This is a genomic window from Colwellia sp. PAMC 21821 (assembly GCF_002077175.1).
Classification (GTDB): Bacteria; Pseudomonadota; Gammaproteobacteria; order Enterobacterales; family Alteromonadaceae; genus Cognaticolwellia.
Genome location: NZ_CP014943.1, coordinates 1327387 through 1349092, shown reverse-complemented (window position 1 = coordinate 1349092; position 21706 = coordinate 1327387). Strand labels below are relative to the sequence as shown.

Below are 21706 nucleotides of genomic sequence, written 5' to 3'. Positions count from 1 at the left end.
TTTATTTTCCATGCTCAGTTGAATCAGGATGAAAATTATGTCATTTGCTCGTTTTCTGCAACCACGCAATATCGCCATCATCGGTGGAAGAGAAGCTGAAGAGGTTATTCGTCAATGTATCAACTCCGGCTATCAAGGTGAGCTTTGGCCTGTACATCCAAAAAAACAGCAGATAGCTGGCCTCAAGGTTTACCCTTCAGTTAAAGATTTACCAGCAGCGCCTGATGCGGCCTATGTAGCGGTAAATAGATATTTAACAATATCGATTGTTGCTGAGTTAGCTGAACTTGGCGCGGGTGGCGCTATTTGTTATGCCACCGGCTTTTCCGAATCAGGAGAAGAAGGGCAAGCATTAGAGAAAGAACTGTTGAAAGTATCGGGAAATATGCCGCTACTAGGGCCAAACTGTTACGGTTTAATTAATTATGTTGATCAAGCCATTATTTGGCCGGATCAACATGGTGGTGAAAAAGTTGATCGTGGTGTCGCTATTATCACGCAGTCTTCTAATGTCGCGGTTAATTTAACCATGCAGCAGCGCGGACTGCCTATCAGCTATATGGTTTCCTTGGGTAATAAGGTTAAATTTGATCTTCATGATGCCATCAGAGAATTTGCTAAACAAACCAGTGTTACTGCGATAGGCCTTTATATTGAGGGTATTAGCGACCCAAGCGCTTTTGAAAGTGCGGTGCGTTTTGCTCGCGAACTTGGTAAACCTGTTGTGGCCATAAAGTCAGGTCGCTCGGCAGCAGCGCAAAAAATAACCATGTCACACACCGCTTCTTTAGCGGGTTCAGATGAACTGATATCCGCCTTATTTAGTCGCAATGGTGTAGGCCGTGTTTATTCGATGGAAGGATTAATTGAAGCACTAAAAGTCCTGCATATTCATGGCCCATTGAACGGTTATAAACTCGGTTCAATGAGCCCGTCTGGTGGTGATGGTGCACTTGTGGCAGATGCTGTTGAAGCAGGACGACTTGAATTGTCTGTATTGTCAGATAACCATCAAAATCGAATTAAAAATACTGTTCATGACTTGGTATCGGTATCAAACCCATTAGATTATCAACTTTTTGATTGGTTAGACACTAAACGATTGACCTCTACTTTTTCTGCCTTTATTGAGCAAGAATTTGATATGTCGCTATGTGTTTTTGATTATCCTCGACAGGATCGATGTACAGATGAAAATTGGCAGCCAGCCCAGCAAGCCATCATTAATGCAGTAGAGAGAACGAAAGCCAAAGTTGCGGTGCTTGCCACAATGCCTGAATGCATGCCAGAAAGTACCGCGAAACACTTAATGGCTAACTCGATAGTGCCTTTAGCAGGACTGAAAGCCGGTATAGAAGGGTTGCAAGCCGCCGCAGATATCGGTATTTCGTGGCAGTCGCCATTACCGGTCGAGATAATGTGTAGCAATATAAGCGCTGAAAATGCATCGCTAACACTGCTAGACGAAGCGCAAGCAAAGCAACGCTTAGCTGAATTTGGTGTGGTGGTGCCTAAAAGTGAAATTGTCACCTGCCCTGAGCTAGCACGTCACTCAGCAGATAAACTTAGCTATCCACTCGTTGTTAAAGCCTTAGGTGTTGCGCACAAAACTGATGTCGGCGCGGTAAAGTTAAACCTGAGTTCAGCCGATGAGGTCAGTCAAGCTGTAAAAGCTATGGCACATTTATCTGAGCGCTTTTTAATTGAAGAGATGATCGATGAAGTGGTTGCTGAAATTATCGTCGGTGTGGTGCGAGATGAGCAATTTGGCCTTTATCTTGTTATTGGCGCTGGCGGTATTTTAGTTGAATTAATGCGCGATAGTCGTTCGTTACTATTACCTGTTAATCGCGAAGAAGTGCTTAATGCCTTGCAGAGTTTGCGTAGTGCTGTTTTGTTCAACGGTTTTCGTGGACGTGAAATCGCCGACCTTGATGCGGCAGTTGATGCCATTTTAGCGATAGCTCATTTTGCGGAAGAAAATCGCGATAAAATCGAAGAATTAGATATTAACCCATTAATGCTTCGCGCTAGTGGTAAAGGAGCCGTTGCCGCCGATGCGTTATTAAGTATCAGAGCTTAAGATAATTGTTAGCGAGGTAACGCTAATGCATAAATTTTTTACAGGAGAAGCGAAATGTCAGAATATTTACATGTAAGCACCAAAGGCCAAATACTTGAAATAGTATTAGATAAGCCAAAAGGTAATGCGATTGATGCCAAGTTAAGCCGAGAAATGGGCAAGGTATTTGCGCAGTTTCGCGATGATCCTGAACTTCGGGTAGCTATTTTAACTGGCGCGGGCGAAAAGTTTTTTTGCGGTGGTTGGGACTTAAATGCCATTGCCGAAGGTGAAGAATATACCGGTGATTTCGGTGAAGGTGGCTTTGGCGGATTTCCTGAAATGGACACTTTACTCAAACCTGTTATATGTGCGGTTAATGGCTATGCATTAGGCGCCGGCTTTGAAATGTTACTTAATGCAGATTTTGTCGTTGCGGCTGACAATGCCCAATTTTGGCTGCCTGAATCACAAGTGGGCGTTGTGCCAGACATCGCCTCGTTCGTACTACCTAAAATAATGCCTCGGGTTAAGGCGATGGAGTTATTGTTAACCGGTAAACGGTTAAGCGCGAACGAAGCGGCGGACCTTGGCTTAGTAAATTCGGTGGTACCACAAGCACAGTTGTTAGCACATGCTTACGAACTTGCAGAAAAAATTATGAAATCAGCTCCGCTTTCTGTTGCCGCGATTAAAGAAGTGGTTAGAGAAACAGAAACGCTGTCATTTGCCCAAAGTTACCAGGAGCTGCGCTCAGGAAAATGGCCAGAGTTTCAAAAAATGCTTAAAAGTGAAGATGCTACTGAAGGGGCAAAAGCTCATCAAGAGCGTCGTGAGCCGAAATGGCGTGGCTGTTAACTGAATTGGTAGCAATCAATTTGCTCGTTACTTTATCAAATAAAATTTATATTTAAGGGCCGTATTGTTATGGACTTTCAACTAACAGAAGAACACAACATGCTAATCGAAGCGGTAAATAGCTTCGTTGAAAAAGAATTATTGCCGCATGAAGCCGAAGTTGAACGACTTCGTGAAGTACCTAAAGAGCTTGCGGCAAAGATCAGAGATAAAGCCATCGCAGCGGGTTTCTATGCCTTTAATATGCCTGAAAGTGTTGGTGGACCTGGGCTTGATTACCTGTCGCAGGCGATAATTGAACGTGAATTATCGAAAGTGGGTTGGGCGTTACATGTCTACGTAGCAAGACCCAGTAAAATACTTATGGCGTGTAAAGGGAAGCAAATAGAAGAATACCTATTACCCTGTGTACGTGGTGAAAAAGTTGATTGTTTTGCCTTGACGGAACCTGATGCTGGATCAGACGCCGCAAGCATTAGAACTCGTGCGGTTAGAGACGGTGATGACTTTATCTTAAACGGATCTAAGCACTTTATCAGTCATGCTGGTGATGCTGATTTTGCCATTGTTTTTGCTGTTACTGATGTTATTGAAGTAAAAGGCCGGGCACGTAATCAAGTCACCTCATTCTTGGTTGATACTAATACTCCTGGTTTAGTGATACGAAAAGGACCGACCTGTGTGAGTAACTTAGGTTACGAACAATATGAAATGTTTTTTGATGACTGTCGTGTGCCTGCGGCTAAAATATTGGGTGAAGAGGGTAAAGGCTGGGATGTTGCTAGTGACTGGCTAAATGCCGGACGCGTGATGGTAGCAGCAAATTGTGTCGGACAAGCTCAACGCGCCATGGACTTATCCGTTACTTGGGCGGCTGAGCGGAAACAGTTTGGCGAAGCCATTGGTAAAAAACAAGGTGTGTCTTTCAAGTTAGCAGACATGGCTACCAATATTCGTGCGGCCGATCTTCTAACATTATATACCGCACAAAAAATGGATCTCGATACCATGACAGACGGTGATGCGGGTATGGCGAAATTATTTGCCAGCGAAACGCTAGGCAAGGTTGCCGATGAAGCGGTACAAATTTTTGGTGGTATGGGGTTAATGGATGAATCGCCGGTAGAGCGTATATGGCGTAATGCCCGCATAGAAAGAATTTGGGAAGGTACTTCTGAGATTCAGCGCCATATTATCTCACGAGAATTATTACGGACCGTCGAAAGTTAATTTAATCAATGCGAATTTATCAGTGCTAATGAGTTAGCGCTGATTAAAGCTTGGCTGACTTTGACGAGTTAAATTATTTAGTCCGATTAGTATCGTTACTAACAGGCAAACAAACTGATTTTTGGAGTAGAAAAGATGAAAACGTCCATTACTGAAATGTTAAATATAGAGCATCCAGTTATTCAAGGTGGCATGCAACGTGTGTCAACTGCAGAACTCGTCGCGGCTGTAGCTAATGCTGGCGCATTAGGATTTTTAAGTGCTTTAACGCAGCCTACACCGGCTTTGCTGGCAAAAGAAATTGAGCGTACTCGCTCAATGACTGACAAACCTTTCGGCGTAAACTTAACTATTTTGCCAACGCTGACACCGCCGCCTTATGAAGAATATGCGCAAGTTATTATAGATGCGGGTATCAAAGTTGTTGAAACGGCAGGTCGAAGTCCAGCACCGTTTATGCCGATGTTCAATGCGGCTGGTATCAAGGTTATTCATAAATGCACCTCGATTCGTCATGCAAAAAAAGCCCAAGCAGTAGGTTGTGCAGCGGTGACAATTGATGGCTTTGAAGCCGCGGGACATCCAGGCGAAGATGATATTCCTTCGTTGATCTTAGTACCTCGTGCGGTCGATGAATTGGATATTCCGGTTATTGCCTGTGGTGGTTTTAGTGATGGCCGAGGTTTAGCCGCAGCGCTAGCATTGGGCGCAGATGCGGTTAGCATGGGTACGCGCTTTCTATGTACTCAAGAAGCGCGTGTTCATCAAAACCTTAAGGATAAGCTGGTTGGTGCAACTGAACTTGATACACAGCTCATTTTCAGAAAGTTTAAAAATACCGCTCGGGTTTTTAAAAATAGCATTTCTATGGAAGTTGCTGCCATTGAAAGTCGAGAGGGTAGCGAATTTAATGATGTCGCACCATTAGTGTCTGGGCAGCGAGGTGGTGAATTACTCGAAAGTGGCGATATGGAACATGGTATTTGGTGGGCAGGAATGTCTTCAGGTTTAGTTTATGATGTGCCGACTATCGATGAATTAGTGACTCGCATTGTTAGTGATGCTGAAAGCATTATAAAAAATCGATTAATGTCGATAGTAGGTTAAGGTAACTAACTGCTGCGGTATTTCATCATTATCGCAGTATGGATGCCGCCTATTAGGCAATGCAGAAGCCTATTGTACTCAGTAATTAGTTATAAAATAAACACCTGATATTGCACCGCTTTTCTAGCGTACAGAGTAGACCATTTGTGAATGACGTTGGTATTACTTAGGGCGGGTCAGGGTTAACAAAAAGAAAAAAGCTAACTAATATTTTAGTTCGCTTTTTATTTTTACAGAAACAGATGTTTGTCAGTATGTAATAACTATCTACTTAATACTAACAACACTTTACTAATAACTTGATTTAACTGGCTTAACACCCATATCATCAGCTAGCTCTTTTGGCATATAGTTTTCATCGTGTTTGGCTAATACCTCGCTTGCTTCAATCATATTACCGTTTACTAAAACGCCATTAGCGACAATACCTTGCCCTTCACGAAATAAGTCAGGCAATATGCCGTCGTAGGTCACTGTTACTGTTGGATCTGACTCAGAGAAGCTAATCGGCATTCTCATATCTGTTAGCTTAAAGCTTACGTGTAAGCTTTCACGGTCACGGTGGACACTACCTGGCACCACTAAACCTCCAATACGTAGTCGTTGGCCATTAATTGCTTTAAGGCCGCTGTCTTCTTTACCTTGGTATATTTCTGAAGGCTTATAAAATAAATCTATATTTTGACTTAGCGCATATAAAACTAGACCAGCCACAACACCTAAACCGATGATCAATGACGTTACTATGGTTAATCGTTTCTTACGACGGGGATTCATGATGTTACCTCTTAAATAATATGACTGGTGTCAGCACCGGTTTGTGCTTTTTGCAGCTCGGCCGCTTGACGTAATTTCGCTTCACGCTTTATGCGTTGGGCGATTTGTTGCTTAATTTTTTTGTGGCTACTTAGACTGGTAAAAACTAATAATGCCAAGGCTATGATACTAACGCCATAAGATAGCCAGACATAAAAGCCATAACCACCCATGTCTAAAAATGCACTGATACTATCAAACTGCATGCGCTTTCTCCTCGGTAGTTACTAATTCACGTACCCAAGGTCGCATACTGTTACGGTTCAATATTTCTGTGCGAAAACGAAGGCATATCAGTGTAGTGACCAAAAAAGCAAAGCCGATAAAGCAAACTAAAAACGGCCAAAACATATCGGCAGTCATTGATGGCTGACCTAATTTACTGACTGTTGCACCTTGATGCAGCGTATTCCACCACTCAACGGAATATTTAATAATGGGTAAGTTAATAACACCAACTAAGGCGAGAATACCCGCGGCTTTGCCGGCTAAAGTTTTATCCTCAAAGGCATTATGTAACGCCATAACGCCTAAGTATAAAAATAATAATATTAGTTCAGATGTAAGCCTAGCATCCCAAATCCACCACGTGCCCCACATAGGTTTACCCCAAGCCGCGCCGGTAACCAATGCGATAAAAGTAAAGGTCGCGCCGATAGGTGCCATAGCGGCCGCTGAGGCGTCTGCTAGTTTTAATTGCCATACTAAACCGGATAATGCCGCAATGGCCATGCCTAAATAGATCCCCATCGACAACATGGCCGCAGGCACATGCACATAGAAAATTCTAAACGTGTCGCCTTGTTGGTAATCTGCTGGAGCAAATAGCAATGCCCAAGTCATACCTATGGTTAAAAAAATAAAGGCTAAGCGTGCGCACCAAGGGAGAATTTTACCGGCAAAATGATAGCTAATCTCAGGATTTGCATAAGGGTGTAACCACTTCCACATCATATTAATTTGTACTCACTTTCAGCGCTGCGCTAACAGCAAAGGGGGCCAAGGTTAACGAGGCAAAAAATATTGCCGCGATTATAGCAAGTTGTCCGTTATAAGGTAAGTTCATTGCTGCACTGTCAATAGCACTGGTTGCAAAAATGAGCACGGGAATGTAAAGCGGTAGCACGAGCAAACTTAAAAGCACTCCGCCTTTTTTAATACCGACGGTTAAAGCCACGCCTATTGCGCCTAATAAACTCAATACCGGCGTGCCTAGCAATAAAGTCAGCATAAGTGCACCGTAGCTACTTTCTTGCAAATGTAATAATACAGCCAACAATGGTGCAATGAGTATTAACGGTAAGCCTGTCAGTAACCAGTGTGCAAAAATTTTTCCTAGCACTAAAATAAATATCGGATGTGGACTTAATAACATTTGCTCAAGCGAACCATCAGCATGATCAGATTTAAATAATCGGTCCAGTGACAGCAAAGTTGATAATAATGCAGCAACCCAAATAATGCCGGGTGCGATGCGTGATAGCATGGTGCTTTCTGGACCAACGCCCAACGGAAATAAAGTGACTACAATAATAAAGAAGAGTAATGGGTTGATAATATCGTCACGATGACGAAAAGCGATCATTAAATCTCTTTTAACAATTAAAGCAAAGGCGGCACGGTATGAAAGTTGTGTCATGAATAATTGCCCTAATAAAACCGGTAAGCTAAAGTTACTTTCTTTACTCGCTCTGCGGGTAATGAGAGATCTTGATGGGTAGTTAATATGACACAGCCGCCATTATCGGCATGTTGCATAAAGAGTTGCTCTAATTTTTCTACGCCCAATTTGTCGATAGCGGTGAAGGGCTCATCCAAAATCCAAATTTTAGCTTGGCTTTGCCACAAGCGCGCCAAAGCAATACGGCGATGCTGCCCTGCGCTTAAGTGAGAAGCGAGCGCATCCTCAAAACCTAATAAATTAACTTCTGCTAATGTTATTTCGGCTGTTTTGCGATCTAAACCATGTAAAGTGAGGTTAAACTCAAGGTTTTCTTGGGCGGTCATCTCGTCTTTAACACCGGGCAGATGTCCTAAATACAGCAAATCTTGATGAAACATTTCGCGATATTGAGTAATGTTTTTATTTTTAAAAGAAACACCGCCGTCATAAGGCTGAGAAAGGCCGGCAAGAATACGCAATAAACTGGTTTTCCCTGCGCCATTAGGGCCTTCAATTTGTAGAATCTCGCCCGCGCAGATGCTTAAGTTAAGCGCTTCAAATAACACTCGGTCTTCACGTATACATGTTAAGTTATTCGCACTTAACAAGTTTTTCGTATTCGATGGTGTCATTTTATTTTCGATGTTTAGGTTTGACAAACTTCTTCACTTAACTAGTTATTACACGTAGGTATTGGTAAATGTCTTTATTGAGTAATAACAACGACTGGACGTAACCGAATCGCTGCACACAATGGGTATGATACTATATCGTTCAATAAAGGCTAGTAACAGATATTCCGTTGTTATTAGTGTTTTAAATTACCGTTAAGTGATCATTAAATGAATTAAACTCGTATAACGATATAATTGAATTAATAGCATATTATCATAGGCATGGATAATTCCTTTGCTTAGTTAATTACGATAATATGTCGTTAGTAATAGCGCTAAAAAGGAAGATCATGAAAAACTTATTGTGGATTACTCTTATTGCTTTAACGCCATTCACTGTTATAGCACAAGCAGACTCAGTTATTACTGAATCTAGCAATGTCGAAGTGTCACCGCAGTGTTTAGACTTTATGAAGCACAGTGAAAAGAAATTGCACGCAAAAGAAAAGCTAGACCTTTGTAAGTTCACCGCTGGTAAAACAATGTTAATTGTTAATACCGCTAGTCATTGTGGTTTTGCACCCCAGTTTACAGCGCTTGAAAGTTTACACAAAGCATATAAAGATAAAGGCTTAGTGGTCATTGGTTTTCCGTCAAATGACTTTTACCAAGAAGAAGATAATGAAAAAGATACCGCTGAAATTTGCTTTGTAAATTATGGTGTAACATTTACGATGTTATCACCAGTGCATGTATTTGGTAGTGAGGCTCATCCTATTTTTCAACAATTAGCTGATGAAACTACTGCCCCAAAGTGGAATTTTTATAAGTATTTGGTCAGCGCAGATGGCAAAACAGTTAAGCACTTTAACAGCCGCGTAAAACCTGATTCAGAAGAGTTTATCAACGCTGTTAACGAAATTTTATAGAGAACATTTATGTCAAGATATGCAGGGCAAAGTAAAGGAATTCATGATTGCACCGCGAAAACTGGTGTGCTATTAACTAATTTAGGAACGCCCGATAGTCCTACGCCTAGTGCGCTTAGACGTTACCTGCGTGAATTTTTATCTGATCCACGTGTGGTAGAAATTCCCCGCTTGATTTGGTTAGTTATTTTACATGGCATTATTCTTAGAGTGCGGCCAAAAAAATCGGCTAAGTTATATGAAAGTATTTGGACAGAGCAGGGCTCGCCTCTATTAGTGATTAGCCAGCAACAAAAAGCTAAAGTTGAAAAAGCGCTTACCGACAAGTATGGCGATAACGTCATCGTCGATGTTGCTATGCGGTATGGTAATCCTTCAATTGGCAACGCGTTAGAAAGCTTTCAAGCACAGGGCGTTAATAATATTATTGTTCTGCCTTTGTACCCACAATATGCGGGGCCAACTACAGGTGCTACGTTTGATGCGGTGTTCAATAAAATTAAAACCTGGCGTTGGATCCCAAGTATTCATTTTCAAAGTAGTTATCATGATAAGCCGCTTTATATTAAAGCATTAGCGGCAAGTATTAATAACCATATTGCCGCTCATGGCAAACCCGATAAGTTCGTTTTTTCATATCATGGTATGCCGAAATATTTTCTAGAGCAGGGCGATCCATATTATTGTTTTAGTCATAAAACTACGCGTTTAGTGGTTGAAGAGCTTGGCTTAAGTAAAGATGATTATGTGATGACTTTTCAGTCGCGTTTTGGCAAAGCAGAATGGCTTAAACCCTATACGGATGAAACATTAGTAAGTCTTGCTGAAGCGGGAAATAAACATGTCGCTATTATTAGCCCAGCCTTTAGTGCTGACTGTTTAGAGACTTTAGAAGAGTTAGTTCACGAAAATAAAGAAATATTTATTACCGCGGGTGGTGAACAATATCACTATATTGCCGCACTAAATGACGAAGATGCGCATATTGACGTTATGCTTGATTTAATAGAGCCACATATCGTTTAGTAAACTTATACGTACTTAATTAAGCTGGATTCTTTAGCGTTAGAAACAAATAGTTTTCTAGCGTTAGAAACAAAAAAACGAAACATAAGTTTCGTTTTTTTATTTATCTTTAGTATTAACTAAAGAAAGTTTTGCACTTTAGATTAAGATGCAACTACGTTTTCAGCTTCAGGACCTTTTTGGCCTTGTTTTACGCTAAAAGTTACCGCTTGACCGTCAGTCAAAGTACGGAAACCGTCACCAGAGATTGCACTAAAGTGAACAAAAACGTCAGCGCCGTTTTCTTGCTCGATGAAACCGAATCCTTTAGATTCGTTAAAAAATTTTACTTTACCAGTTACTGTATCAGACATACTAACATTTCTCGCAGATCAAAAATTAAAGTTTAGCCAAAATGGCCATATGCGGAGTAAATGCTCTCTATCTAAAAAAAGGCAGAGAAAGGTTTCCAGTAACACATATTAAAGCGTCTAGGCTGATCGTAGGTCTGTTGACCACAAGATCTCTCCTTATCCCGAAACGCAAAAACTCAACGCAAAGTCATATTAACACATTAGAATTTAGGAATCTCTAAAAAAACCAAGATTATCTGACTTTTTTAAAATAAAAAAAAGCCAGCTAAGATGCTGGCTTTTATAGTATATTTTAAAAAGTTGCGTTAAATTTCAGCAATTTGGGCTTTCTGGTCAACCATTTTAGCGATGGTTGATTCTGCTTCAGCCAGTTTAGCTTTTTCTTTATTAATAACAGCCTCGGGTGCTTTACCAACAAAACTTTCGTTATTTAGCTTACCTCGAACACGGTCTGCATCTTTTGATAACTTATCGATGGCTTTATCTAAACGTGCTAACTCAGCATCTTTATCTATTAATCCTGCCATTGGTATTAATAGTGATAAATTACCAACCACAGCGGTTGCTGAAGCCGGGCCATTATCATCGCTAGCGAGTACAGTAATGCTTTCGAGTTTAGCTAGGGCACTAATAAATTGCTCATTTTCAGTTAAGCGACGTTGATCATCAGCACTAACGTTTTTCAAAAGCACAGGCAATGGCTTGCTAGGGGCAATATCCATTTCGCCTCGAATGTTACGAATAGCAACAATAAGTTGTTTAACCCACTCTAAATCGTCAATAGCGGTTTGGTCACATTGACTTTCATCAAACTGCGGGAAGCTTTGAATCATAATGCTATCGCCCGTTTTCTCAAAGTTAGTCAAAGGCACTACTCGTTGCCAAATTGTTTCAGTGATAAACGGCATAATAGGGTGCATTAAACGCAATAAAGCTTCTAAAACAGTAACTAAGGTATGACGAGTTCCACGCTGCTGTGCTTCATCACCTTTAAATAATACCGGTTTAGTGAGCTCTAAGTACCAGTCACAAAATTGATTCCAGGTAAATTCATATAAAGCCTGTGAAGCAAGATCAAAGCGATAAGTGTTAAATGCTTCATGGACAGTTTTAACGGTTTGTTGAAACTGTCCCATGATCCAGCGATCGGCTAATGAAAAGGTCATTTCTCCAGCAGGTTTGCTCGATGTAGTTCGACCACAATCAAACTCTTCTGTATTCATCATCACATAACGGCTGGCATTCCATAACTTATTGGTAAAGTTACGGTAACCTTCAAGGCGTTTCATATCCCAGCTAATATCGCGGCCGGTAGTTGCTACAGACGTTAAGGTAAAACGTAAGGCATCAGTGCCATGGGCTTCAATACCGTTGGGATATTCTTTTTTCGTCAGTTTTTCAATTTTAGCAGCCAATTTAGGCTGCATCATATTACCGGTGCGCTTTTGTAATAAATCTTCCAGCGAAATACCATCGATCATATCAAGTGGATCAACAACATTGCCTTTTGACTTACTCATTTTATCGCCATTTTCATCGCGAATAAGCCCGGTCATGTAGACTTTCTTAAAAGGTATTTGTGCTTTGCCATTTTCATCTTTGTTGAAATGCATGGTCATCATGATCATACGAGCAACCCAGAAGAAAATAATGTCAAAGCCGGTGACTAAGACATCAGTCGGGTGGAAGGTTTTTAAATCTTCAGTTTCTTTAGGCCAACCTAACGTAGAGAACGTCCATAATGCTGATGAGAACCAAGTATCGAGTACGTCATCGTCTTGGCTTAGTTTCATATCGTCGCTAATGGTGTTATTCGCACGTACTTCTGCTTCTGTACGGCCAACATAGACTTTACCATTTTCGTCATACCAAGCTGGAATACGATGTCCCCACCAAAGTTGACGAGAAATACACCAATCTTGAATGTTGTTCATCCAAGCAAAATACATGTTTTCGTATTGCTTAGGAACAAATTCAATTTGGCCATCTTTTACTGCATCAACGGCTGGGCCGGCTAGTTTTTCAACACGTACATACCATTGGTCTGTTAATAATGGCTCGATAATAACACCTGAACGATCGCCGTAAGGGGCTACTAAATCATGTTCTTTTACTTCAACTAATAAACCTAATTCGTCAAACTTAGCAACGATGGCTTTACGAGCAACAAATCTGTCCATACCGGCAAATTCAGCCGGTAATGCGGTGTCGTAGGCATTACAGACTTCACCTTTAGTATCATAGATTTCAGCGGTGGCTAATATAGCAGCGTCTTTATCAAAAATATTAATTTGTGGAAGTTGATGACGTTTACCCACTTCATTATCGTTAAAGTCATGGGCAGGGGTTATTTTTACGCAACCCGTGCCTTTTTCCATATCGGCATGATCATCGCCAACAATGGGAATTAAACGATTTACTAACGGCAATAACACTTGTTTGCCAATTAAATCTTTATAACGAGGATCTTCAGGATTAACCGCAATGCCGGTGTCACCCAACATGGTTTCAGGACGAGTCGTTGCTACCACTAAATAGTCAAGGCCATCAGCTGTCTTAGCGCCGTCAGCGAGTGGATAGCGTAAATGCCACATGTGGCCTTTTTTATCTTTATTTTCTACTTCTAAATCTGAAATAGCGGTATGGAATTTTGGATCCCAGTTTACTAAGCGTTTACCACGATAAATTAAGTCGTCTTCATATAAACGCACAAAAACTTCTTGTACGGCTTCAGACATACCATCATCCATGGTAAATCTTTCACGAGACCAATCGATAGAATTACCCAAGCGGCGCATTTGTTTACCAATAGTACCGCCCGACTCTTCCTTCCATTGCCAAATTTTATCGATAAAACCTTCACGGCCATAGTCGTGACGCGTTTTATCTTCTTCTGCGGCAATTTTACGCTCTACGACCATTTGTGTTGCGATACCTGCATGGTCACAACCAGTTTGCCACAAGGTATTTTTACCTTGCATACGTTGGTAGCGAATTAAGGTGTCCATTATGGTTTGCTGAAAAGCATGGCCCATATGCAAACTACCCGTTACGTTTGGTGGTGGAATAGCAATACTGTAGCTGTCGCCTTCACCTGTCGGGCTAAAGTAACCTTGTTCTTCCCAGCTTTTATACAGGGATTGTTCAATGTCAGAGGGGGTAAATGTTTTTTCCATCAGAGTTTCCGTCAGAAGATTTTTAACTGGTTGTATCGATAGTTTGCGGTGCGCTAGCCACTTGGTGAGCGACATTGAAACCCCATTGGCGACAAGTACGAAAACGGTTTCGAGCTTGCTCTTTTAAGGTTTCATCGGCAGGTACAAAATCTATCAGATGCGAAAATTGGTTAGCGAAGTTGGGTACTTCGCTAGTTAAATTAATTAAAACCGCACGGCGGTTTTTTGGGGCTTGCCAGCTTATTTCGACAGCAGCACCTTGCTTTGGACCTTCACCAATTAAATTGTGTGGTACAAAGCTGTCGGGATCAAAAGCCCATAACATTTCGTCAATATCATGCGCACTTTGTTGATCTTGAGTATAAATAAATACCCGCTGATTTTGTCGGTAAAAGTGAGCCGCTTGCAAACAGGCATAATGCAGGTGCAACTGTGCTTCAGTTACACCTGTGACTGTACTTTGCTCTTCTATACTGTAGAACATTGCTTGGGTTAGCATGACGTTATTCCGCGTATAAATTCACTGAGAATTATTCGCCTTGCTCAGCGCCAGCGCGATTTAATAAAAATTGCGTTAGCATACTTACTGGGCGGCCTGTTGAGCCTTTATTTTTGCCGCTGCGCCATGCTGTGCCAGCAATATCTAAATGCGCCCAATGATATTTCTTGGTAAAGCGAGATAAGAAACATGCGGCAGTAATTGTGCCTGCTTCTTTGCCACCTAAGTTGGTAAAATCAGCAAATGGGCTTTCAAGTTGGTCTTGATAGTCGTCCCATAAAGGCATGCGCCATGCTCTGTCACCACTTTGCTCAGAGGCATTTAATAGCTCGTGCGCCAGTGGATTATGAGTACTTAATAAGCCTGTTGCATGCGCGCCCAAAGCTACGACACAAGCACCCGTTAAGGTGGCAACATCAATAACAAGCTCAGGATCAAAGCGTTCAACATAAGTGAGTGCGTCACACAAAACCAAACGGCCTTCAGCATCGGTATTTAACACTTCAACGGTTTGACCCGACATAGTGGTTAATATATCACCAGGACGATATGCGTTGCTGCTTGGCATGTTTTCACAGCCCGCTAAAACGCCAATAACGTTGATTGGTAATTGCAGCTCAGCAAGAGCATGCATAGCGCCTAAAACACCGGCGGCACCACCCATGTCATATTTCATTTCATCCATGCCTGCGCCTGGTTTTAATGAAATACCACCACTGTCAAAGGTTAACCCTTTACCGACCAGTACTAACGGTTTTGAATCATCACCAGCACCATTATATTTAATAATGCTCATCAGTGACTCATTAACAGAACCACGGCCTACGGCTAAATATGAGCCCATGCCGAGTTCTTCCATCTCTTTTTCGCCAACAATTTGCGTAGTAACATTGTCGTAATCAGTACCCAAAATTTGCGCTTGTTCAGCTAAATAGGCAGGATTACAGATGTTTGGCGGCATGTTAGCGACGTTTTTACAGGTCGTTATACCTTCAGCAATCGCCAAAGCATGGTTGATTGCGCGTTCACCAATCGGTAATTCACGGCGCGTTGGTACATTAAACACGATTTTACGTAAAGGGCGACGAGGCTCTTCTTTACGGGTTTTTAAACTGTTGAAACTGTAAAGGCAATCTTGTGTTGCTTCAATCGCTTGACGAACTTTCCAGTAAGTATCGCGGCCTTTAACATGTAATTCAGACAAAAAGCACACGGCTTCCATTGAGCCGGTTTCATTTAAGGTGCTAATGGTTTTACTGATAATTTGGCGGTATTGGCGCTCGTCTAACTCACGTTCTTTACCACAACCGACTAGCAATACGCGTTCGCTAAGAATATTTGGCACATGATGCAACAACAACATTTGCCCTGACTTGCCTTCTAAATCGCCACGACGTAGCAGGTTACTAATATAACCTTCACTAATTTCATCTAGTTGCTCAGCGATTGCCGACAAACGACGTGGTTCGAAAACACCGACGACAATACAGGCGCTACGTTGTTTTTCCGGACTGCCACTCTTTACACTGAACTCCATGATGTCTCCTAATTTGACTCAAATGCGTATATTTTATAGAAAATATACTAATAAGGTTGCTAAAAACAGTAAATAATCGCTAAGCTTGCTTTTAATTGTATTCGGCTAAAGGCTATAATTATAGCCGGATTGCACAGCATTACCTGTTAAGCTTACAATTAACTTAATGCTAAAAATGACAAGTTTACGCAAAAAATGGCTGTATGTCAGAAAAAACTAAGTTTTTATAGGATCACTTTGTGATTATATTTCGTTATTTACTCAAAGAAGTTGCTAAAACCCAACTTGCGGTATTTCTTGTCATTATGACGATATTTATCAGCAATAAATTCGTTCGCGTGCTTGACGATGCCTCGGAAGGTGGTATACCAGGTCATTTGGTGATGACATTTATTGGCCTGAAAATACCTGACCTTGCTGGCATGATTTTACCCCTGAGCTTTTTTCTTGGGGTTTTATTGGCGTATGGTCGCATTTACGCTGAAAATGAAATGACAGTTTTGCATGCCTGTGGTGTAAGCGAATGGTATGTGGTGCGTGTTACCTTAATACTGGGTTTTGTTACCGCCATTATTACCGGCATATTCACACTTTATTTGTCGCCCATGGCTGCAGAGTATGAATATCAAGTTAAAGATCAAATTGCGGCTGACTCAGGATTAAGCTCGCTTATTGCCGGTCGCTTTCAAACAACGGGCAATAAAAAAGCAGTGGTCTTTATTCATGATAAAAATAGAGCTGACAATACATTTGAAAAGGTCTTTGTTGCTCAGCTGCCTGATGAAGACACACCAAATTCTAGTGTTATAGACTCAAGCTTAGTTTATGCCGCGACAGGTCAAGTGGTTGAAGAGGAAACCGGCTTACAGCGTTTGATATTGTCGGCAGGTACCCGTTATCAAAATGACATAAAAAATAAAGAATTTCGCCAAGTTGCTTTTGATAAGTATTATATTCAAATTCAAGATCAAAAAGTGGCGCACAAACGTCGTAAACTTAGTGCTATTCCAACTTCAGAGCTTTATCAAGATAAAACACCCGAAACGAGCGCCGAAAGCCAATGGCGAATCGCCTTCCCATTAGCCTGTATTATTATGACTTTAGTCGCTGTGCCGCTGAGTGTGGTTAATCCGCGCCAAGGGAAGTTTGGTAAAATGCTACCAGCGCTACTCCTGTTTTTAAGTTACTTCTTGTTACTGACGGCGGTTCGGTCCGGCATAGAAAAAGGCTCTGTTCCACAATATATTGGTTTGTGGCCCGTACATTTTGTTGTGCTGGTATTAGGCTTTAGCTTGCTGGTGAAAGGTAGAACGAGTGGTCGGAAATTTAAAGCAAAAATAGCGATAAATAAGGGTGCTGCATAATGCGTATTCTAGATATGTACATAGGTCGCATTATCGCCTCGACGACCTTTCTCACTTTGGCAGTATTTGTCAGTTTGAGCGGTATCATTAAATTTGTTGAACAAATGAAGTCAGTCGGCAAAGGTAATTACGATTTAGCTCATGCTGCGCTTTATGTGCTTTATGCTATTCCACAAGATGTGTCGTTATTTTTCCCAATGTCGGCGTTAATTGGCGGCCTAATTGGTATGGGCATGATGGCAAGTAGTAGCGAACTAATTGTTATGCAGGCATCAGGACTTTCTCGCCTCGATATTATTAAATCAGTGATGAAATCTGCCTTGCTGTTGATTGTGGTCAGTATGGCCGTTGGCGAATGGCTTGCACCTCAAGGCGAAGCCGCAGCGCGACAAGTACGTGCGCAGGCTATTTCAGGTGGTAGTTTAATCTCATCAACAGGTGGTACGTGGGCCAAAGACGGCGATTACTTTGTGCATATTGGTGAAGTACAAGATCAAGGCTCTTTAAAAGATATCCAAATATACCGGTTTAATGAACAGCTTAAGCTATCAAGTTGGGTATCGGCCAGCAGCGCGGTTTATCAAAAAAATGCTTGGCAATTACGCGATGTCATTGAAACGAAGATCAGCGATAAAGAAATTACTAAAGAAAGCCAAGATATAATGTCTTGGAGCTCAACGTTAACCCCTGATAAATTAGGTGTTGTAACGGTAAAGCCAGAGTCATTATCACTTAGAGGGTTAAATGATTATTTAGACTACTTAGATGCCAATAAGCAAGATAAAAGCCGATATTTGTTAGCATTTTGGCGAAAAATAGCTCAACCTATTACGTTGGCAGTTATGCTCTTAGTGGCGCTATCTTTTATCTTTGGCCCATTACGTTCAGTTTCTATGGGCGCCAGAATTATGATGGGTGTAGCAACGGGGATTTTATTCTTCATTGTTAACGAAGTGCTGGGTTCGCTCAGTTTAGTTTATCAACTCCCCGCGATTTTTGGTGCTTTTATGCCCAGCGTTATTTTTGTCAGTATTGCGTTGTATTTAATGAATAGGCGCGCAAGTTAGCGTGATTAAACAATTTAAATAGTTAATCTACGAGATGAATACCGCGCTGTATTCATCTCGATTGCTCAAGTATTAAATTAGTTAGAAGAATTACAGCCTGCCACGATTTGCTTCAAGAGTTAACAGCACCACCTCAGTATTCGTGAGTCTGTCTTGAAGACTCAATTTATTTTTTCTATCAACTAATACGGTAAAATTACCTAAGCCGAATAATGTGGGCAATAAGCGTTTTAAAGCCGTAGTTTTAGTGATTAAGCTACCGTCTTGATTTTGCACTTTTAAACGCCACGCTTTCATCCCTAGGGTTTGGCCACTTTTAGACCAAAACCAGATAAAAAACAATGACACCCAACCTAGCTTCCAAAATTCATTTGGCCAAAGCAACCACGAAGTATTTCTAATGGTATCGCTTAAGTGTTGATAACCTTGTAAATCAAAAAGTCCAAAATGAACCATTAAGGAAATAATTAAAAAAGAAGCTGCGCCTGCGGTCATATAAACAGCAACCGCTATTAAAGCGTCATACAACCATGAAGCCACACGACGTCGAAAGCCAGCACGAGGAAAAGATGAATTAGAAGTTAATGACATAGCTATATCAATAGAAAAATTTGCGCTAGTTTAGCAAAAGGCATATAAAAGTATAAGTAACAGTGTAATATTTAATTTTCAGCGATATTTAGCTGAGTTAAAAAATATTAAATTTAAGCATGTAAAGTAGGACTTTTAATAATGACCCTTTTTGCGCCGCGCGGCACACTGGCAATGTCAACAGAAGACAATATAATCTTAATTGATGCAGAAGGGCCGTGGAATATTGACTACATAGATTATCTGCATCAGCAGTTACTGTTGGCTTTAGCACAGGTTGACTATAATAACTTTGGTGCTTTACTCACCCCTAAAGGTGAAGCTATTAGTGTCGAAGCAGGTGTTGAATATCACGCTGACTTTATTCGCCGAGGCAATACTAAAGCTATTGCATTAAACCTTGCTCATTGCACAACGCCACTATTAGCGGAGAGCTTATTTAGTAAAATATATCGTTCTGCGGGAGTCAAACATGCCTTTTTTGATAATGCATTTGATGCCAGACATTGGTTGGAAAAAGAACTAGCGGCTTCAGCTATTGTCTCATCATGAACAAATAAACAGCACTCAAGCGAGAATAGAAGAAAAACTATTGCCAACAGAGTAATTTTTCGTATAATGCCTGCCTCTTCAGTAATGTTTTACATCTTTTGAAGATATAATGATTTTGAAGTCTTAGTTTAAGAGCATGACTTACTTTAAGAGCATGACTTACTTAGCCTGAAAAATACCGGCGGTAATGTGACCTTGTTCAGTAAAATAGTTAAAAAATAGTTTATAAAGAAATCAATTTTTAAAGTGAAAAATGACTTCTTTGCAAATTGCAAAACGGGCGTAAAGCCTATGCCAGCGTGATGAAATTGGTATACATGGGGGATTCAAAATACAGGATGCCTTCACGTAGATGCTTAATTCTAGTAGTCTGGCGATGATTTGAACCCTTGCAAAGTTTTGCAAAGAAAAATTTTGATTTAGTCGCAATTAAGTAAAAGATTTAGAAGAAAATAGTTTACAAAGAAATCAGTTTTTAAAGTGAAAAATGACTTCTTTGCAAATTGCAAAACGGGCGTAAAGCCTATGCCAGCGTGATGAAATTGGTATACATGGGGGATTCAAAATCCCCTGTCGAAAGACGTGTCGGTTCGAGTCCGACCGCTGGTACCATCATTTATAAAGCCCTGATTCGAAAGAGTCGGGGTTTTTTTATGTCTAAAAGATTATATTTAAATAGTTAATTCATGCACCGCTATAATATATGTGTTTATCGAATTGTATTAAAAAGGTTTTACATGGCTTCTACAGCGCACGCACTTCACATATTGGTTAAACATAAAGAAATTGCAGAAGATATTATTGAGCAATTAGGTAAAGGAGCTAAGTTTCAAACGTTAGCTAAGAAACATTCTAACTGTCCGTCCGGTAAAAAAGGTGGTGACTTAGGTGAATTTAAGCGAGGTCAAATGGTACCTCAGTTTGATAAAGTAGCATTTAGTGGTGCAATATTAGAGCCTCATTTGGTTAAAACTAAATTTGGTTGGCATGTTATTAAAGTACTTTACCGAACTTAATTTTAAACCAGTGTTAATCGAGTAGGGCTTTAGTGACTGTTATATTAGGCTTTATATTAAATTCGGAATTAAAGACTTCGCCATAATTAAGGTTTCAAATGAAAATACTCATACTGTTATCACTCATCGCATTTAGCACTATAGTAAATGCTGAGATTAGAAGCGTTCACTGCCCTTTAGGCTGTCCTAGCTTGAATATCATTGATAACGACGTTGTGTTTAATCACACCTATGCGTTGAGTAACAATCCAAAAACAAAATTTGCCGACTGGGCTGCTTATGAGGTGAACGTAACAAATTTTGGCGATAGTCCTGGTAGGAATTGGGGCAATGATGATTTGATTGATGATGACGAATCACTAGAAGAGTCAGACTATAAAGGCGCTTTTCAGTTATTAGAATCAGATAAGGGGCATCAGGTACCATTAGCTAGCTTTGCTGGACATAAAAATTGGGCAGAGCTAAATTACCTATCCAACATAACACCTCAAAAGTCAGCTTTAAATCAAGGTTCATGGGTTGCATTAGAAATTGCAGTACGCAAGGCCGTTGGCTTTAGAGATTCTCTATATGTAATAACGGGTACTTTATATTTAGAAAAGGAAAACCCATTACCCGGAGCTGACGAAGTACATACCATCCCCTCTGCATATTTTAAAGTTGTATATGACCCAAAGGGCAATGCTGCTAGTTTCATCTTTGATCAGGACTTACCAAGGAAAGCGGATTATTGTAATCAAAAAGTTAGCAATAAAGACCTAAATGCTAAAGTTCCATTCACTATGCCTGATTTCACAGATTCAAAAGAAATACTAAATAGACTCGGCTGCTAATACATAGTTTCAGCTAGACTTTAGGAGTTGTAACTCACTTGAGAGTAAATATCACCCTGATAAAAGACATGGTCATTAACTGAACATATCTTTTATCAGCATCTAAAGCATAAATTTTATATGTACGACCTTACGATGCTTTCTGGTGGTTAAACTGACTCTGCTTAATATACCTACAAGCGAACTCAACAGAGCCAAAAAAATAATTAATTAGCTTCGTGCGCTTATTAATAATATATATAGGCATATCTTTATTGTTGATTATATCGAGCCAAGTTTCTACAAGTACAGGTGGTGGGAGTTCTTGATACATTACATTCAATCCTTGAAAGTTAATTAGTACTAAATAACCTTAGACTAAGATTATTATTATGCAAGGTAGTGATACCTCCCCTTGCCATTTGGTTATTTAG

21 protein-coding genes and 1 tRNA gene are annotated in these 21706 nt (G+C 40.7%); 12 read left to right on the top strand and 10 right to left on the bottom strand.

What is annotated here, in order from left to right; all coding sequences use genetic code 11:
• The first annotated feature begins 37 nt into the window (after positions 1–37).
• From A3Q33_RS05675 to A3Q33_RS05660, 4 genes are all read left to right on the top strand, one after another.
• Positions 38–2083, top strand: a complete 2046-nt coding sequence (locus A3Q33_RS05675) for an acetate--CoA ligase family protein (protein ID WP_196798054.1) — start codon at positions 38–40, stop codon at positions 2081–2083.
• A 54-nt stretch (positions 2084–2137) separates the two neighbouring features.
• Complete coding sequence (locus A3Q33_RS05670) at positions 2138–2920, top strand: enoyl-CoA hydratase-related protein (protein WP_081148411.1); 783 nt, start codon at positions 2138–2140, stop codon at positions 2918–2920.
• A gap of 69 nt (positions 2921–2989) precedes the next feature.
• Entirely contained in the window at positions 2990–4150 is a 1161-nt protein-coding gene (locus A3Q33_RS05665) for an acyl-CoA dehydrogenase family protein (RefSeq protein ID WP_081148412.1), read from the top strand.
• A 135-nt stretch (positions 4151–4285) separates the two neighbouring features.
• Positions 4286–5257: an NAD(P)H-dependent flavin oxidoreductase gene (locus A3Q33_RS05660; protein ID WP_081179108.1), complete on the top strand. Its 972-nt coding sequence runs from the start codon at positions 4286–4288 to the stop codon at positions 5255–5257.
• Between the two features lie 291 nt (positions 5258–5548).
• Here the strand turns inward: A3Q33_RS05660 and ccmE are convergent, their stop codons facing one another.
• From ccmE to ccmA, 5 genes are read right to left on the bottom strand one after another with little or no spacing between them, the layout of a single operon-like run.
• On the bottom strand, positions 5549–6034 hold the full coding sequence (gene ccmE, locus A3Q33_RS05655; RefSeq protein ID WP_081179107.1) for a cytochrome c maturation protein CcmE: 486 nt from the start codon (positions 6032–6034) through the stop codon (positions 5549–5551).
• An 11-nt stretch (positions 6035–6045) separates the two neighbouring features.
• Entirely contained in the window at positions 6046–6279 is a 234-nt protein-coding gene (gene ccmD, locus A3Q33_RS05650; protein WP_081179106.1) for a heme exporter protein CcmD, read from the bottom strand.
• Positions 6269–7024, bottom strand: a complete 756-nt coding sequence (locus tag A3Q33_RS05645) for a heme ABC transporter permease (protein ID WP_081182320.1) — start codon at positions 7022–7024, stop codon at positions 6269–6271. Before A3Q33_RS05645 ends, ccmD begins: the two co-directional genes overlap by 11 nt.
• Before the next feature lie 4 nt (positions 7025–7028).
• Positions 7029–7712, bottom strand: coding sequence for a heme exporter protein CcmB (ccmB, locus tag A3Q33_RS05640; protein ID WP_081179105.1), 684 nt, complete (start codon positions 7710–7712; stop codon positions 7029–7031).
• Positions 7713–7723: 11 nt separating this feature from the next.
• The gene (gene ccmA / locus A3Q33_RS05635; RefSeq protein WP_081182318.1) at positions 7724–8368 is read right to left on the bottom strand and encodes a cytochrome c biogenesis heme-transporting ATPase CcmA; all 645 of its coding nucleotides are present in this window, start codon (positions 8366–8368) and stop codon (positions 7724–7726) included.
• Between the two features lie 332 nt (positions 8369–8700).
• Here ccmA and A3Q33_RS05630 point away from each other — a divergent pair, with 332 nt between their 5' ends.
• Together A3Q33_RS05630 and hemH are read left to right on the top strand one after the other, a co-directional pair.
• Positions 8701–9279, top strand: coding sequence for a glutathione peroxidase (locus A3Q33_RS05630; protein ID WP_081179104.1), 579 nt, complete (start codon positions 8701–8703; stop codon positions 9277–9279).
• Positions 9280–9288: 9 nt separating this feature from the next.
• Positions 9289–10305: a ferrochelatase gene (gene hemH / locus A3Q33_RS05625; RefSeq protein ID WP_081179103.1), complete on the top strand. Its 1017-nt coding sequence runs from the start codon at positions 9289–9291 to the stop codon at positions 10303–10305.
• A 143-nt stretch (positions 10306–10448) separates the two neighbouring features.
• Here hemH and A3Q33_RS05620 read toward each other — a convergent pair whose 3' ends face one another.
• The 4 genes from A3Q33_RS05620 to pepA form a co-directional block, all read right to left on the bottom strand.
• On the bottom strand, positions 10449–10658 hold the full coding sequence (locus A3Q33_RS05620) for a cold-shock protein (RefSeq protein ID WP_077286195.1): 210 nt from the start codon (positions 10656–10658) through the stop codon (positions 10449–10451).
• A 305-nt stretch (positions 10659–10963) separates the two neighbouring features.
• Positions 10964–13834, bottom strand: coding sequence for a valine--tRNA ligase (locus A3Q33_RS05615; RefSeq protein WP_081179102.1), 2871 nt, complete (start codon positions 13832–13834; stop codon positions 10964–10966).
• 22 nt (positions 13835–13856) lie between these two features.
• Positions 13857–14333, bottom strand: a complete 477-nt coding sequence (locus A3Q33_RS05610; protein ID WP_081148424.1) for a DNA polymerase III subunit chi — start codon at positions 14331–14333, stop codon at positions 13857–13859.
• A gap of 31 nt (positions 14334–14364) precedes the next feature.
• Positions 14365–15870 (bottom strand): leucyl aminopeptidase, encoded by a 1506-nt coding sequence (pepA, locus tag A3Q33_RS05605; RefSeq protein WP_081148425.1) that lies wholly within the window; start codon positions 15868–15870, stop codon positions 14365–14367.
• A 239-nt stretch (positions 15871–16109) separates the two neighbouring features.
• Here pepA and lptF point away from each other — a divergent pair, with 239 nt between their 5' ends.
• Positions 16110–17234 (top strand): LPS export ABC transporter permease LptF, encoded by a 1125-nt coding sequence (gene lptF / locus A3Q33_RS05600; RefSeq protein WP_081179101.1) that lies wholly within the window; start codon positions 16110–16112, stop codon positions 17232–17234.
• Positions 17231–18301 (top strand): LPS export ABC transporter permease LptG, encoded by a 1071-nt coding sequence (lptG, locus tag A3Q33_RS05595; protein ID WP_081179100.1) that lies wholly within the window; start codon positions 17231–17233, stop codon positions 18299–18301. Before lptF ends, lptG begins: the two co-directional genes overlap by 4 nt.
• 90 nt (positions 18302–18391) lie before the next feature.
• Here the strand turns inward: lptG and A3Q33_RS05590 are convergent, their stop codons facing one another.
• Complete coding sequence (locus A3Q33_RS05590) at positions 18392–18892, bottom strand: RDD family protein (RefSeq protein WP_081179099.1); 501 nt, start codon at positions 18890–18892, stop codon at positions 18392–18394.
• 141 nt (positions 18893–19033) lie between these two features.
• Between A3Q33_RS05590 and A3Q33_RS05585 the strand changes: the two genes are divergently transcribed.
• From A3Q33_RS05585 to A3Q33_RS05570, 4 genes are all read left to right on the top strand, one after another.
• Positions 19034–19444 (top strand): hypothetical protein, encoded by a 411-nt coding sequence (locus tag A3Q33_RS05585; RefSeq protein ID WP_081179098.1) that lies wholly within the window; start codon positions 19034–19036, stop codon positions 19442–19444.
• 527 nt (positions 19445–19971) lie between these two features.
• Positions 19972–20056, top strand: a tRNA-Leu gene (locus tag A3Q33_RS05580).
• Positions 20057–20181: 125 nt separating this feature from the next.
• Positions 20182–20460: a peptidylprolyl isomerase PpiC gene (gene ppiC / locus A3Q33_RS05575; RefSeq protein ID WP_081179097.1), complete on the top strand. Its 279-nt coding sequence runs from the start codon at positions 20182–20184 to the stop codon at positions 20458–20460.
• Between the two features lie 98 nt (positions 20461–20558).
• A complete protein-coding gene (locus A3Q33_RS05570; RefSeq protein WP_081179096.1) occupies positions 20559–21293 on the top strand; it encodes a DNA/RNA non-specific endonuclease in 735 nt (244 codons plus the stop codon).
• Positions 21294–21706 lie beyond the last annotated feature (413 nt).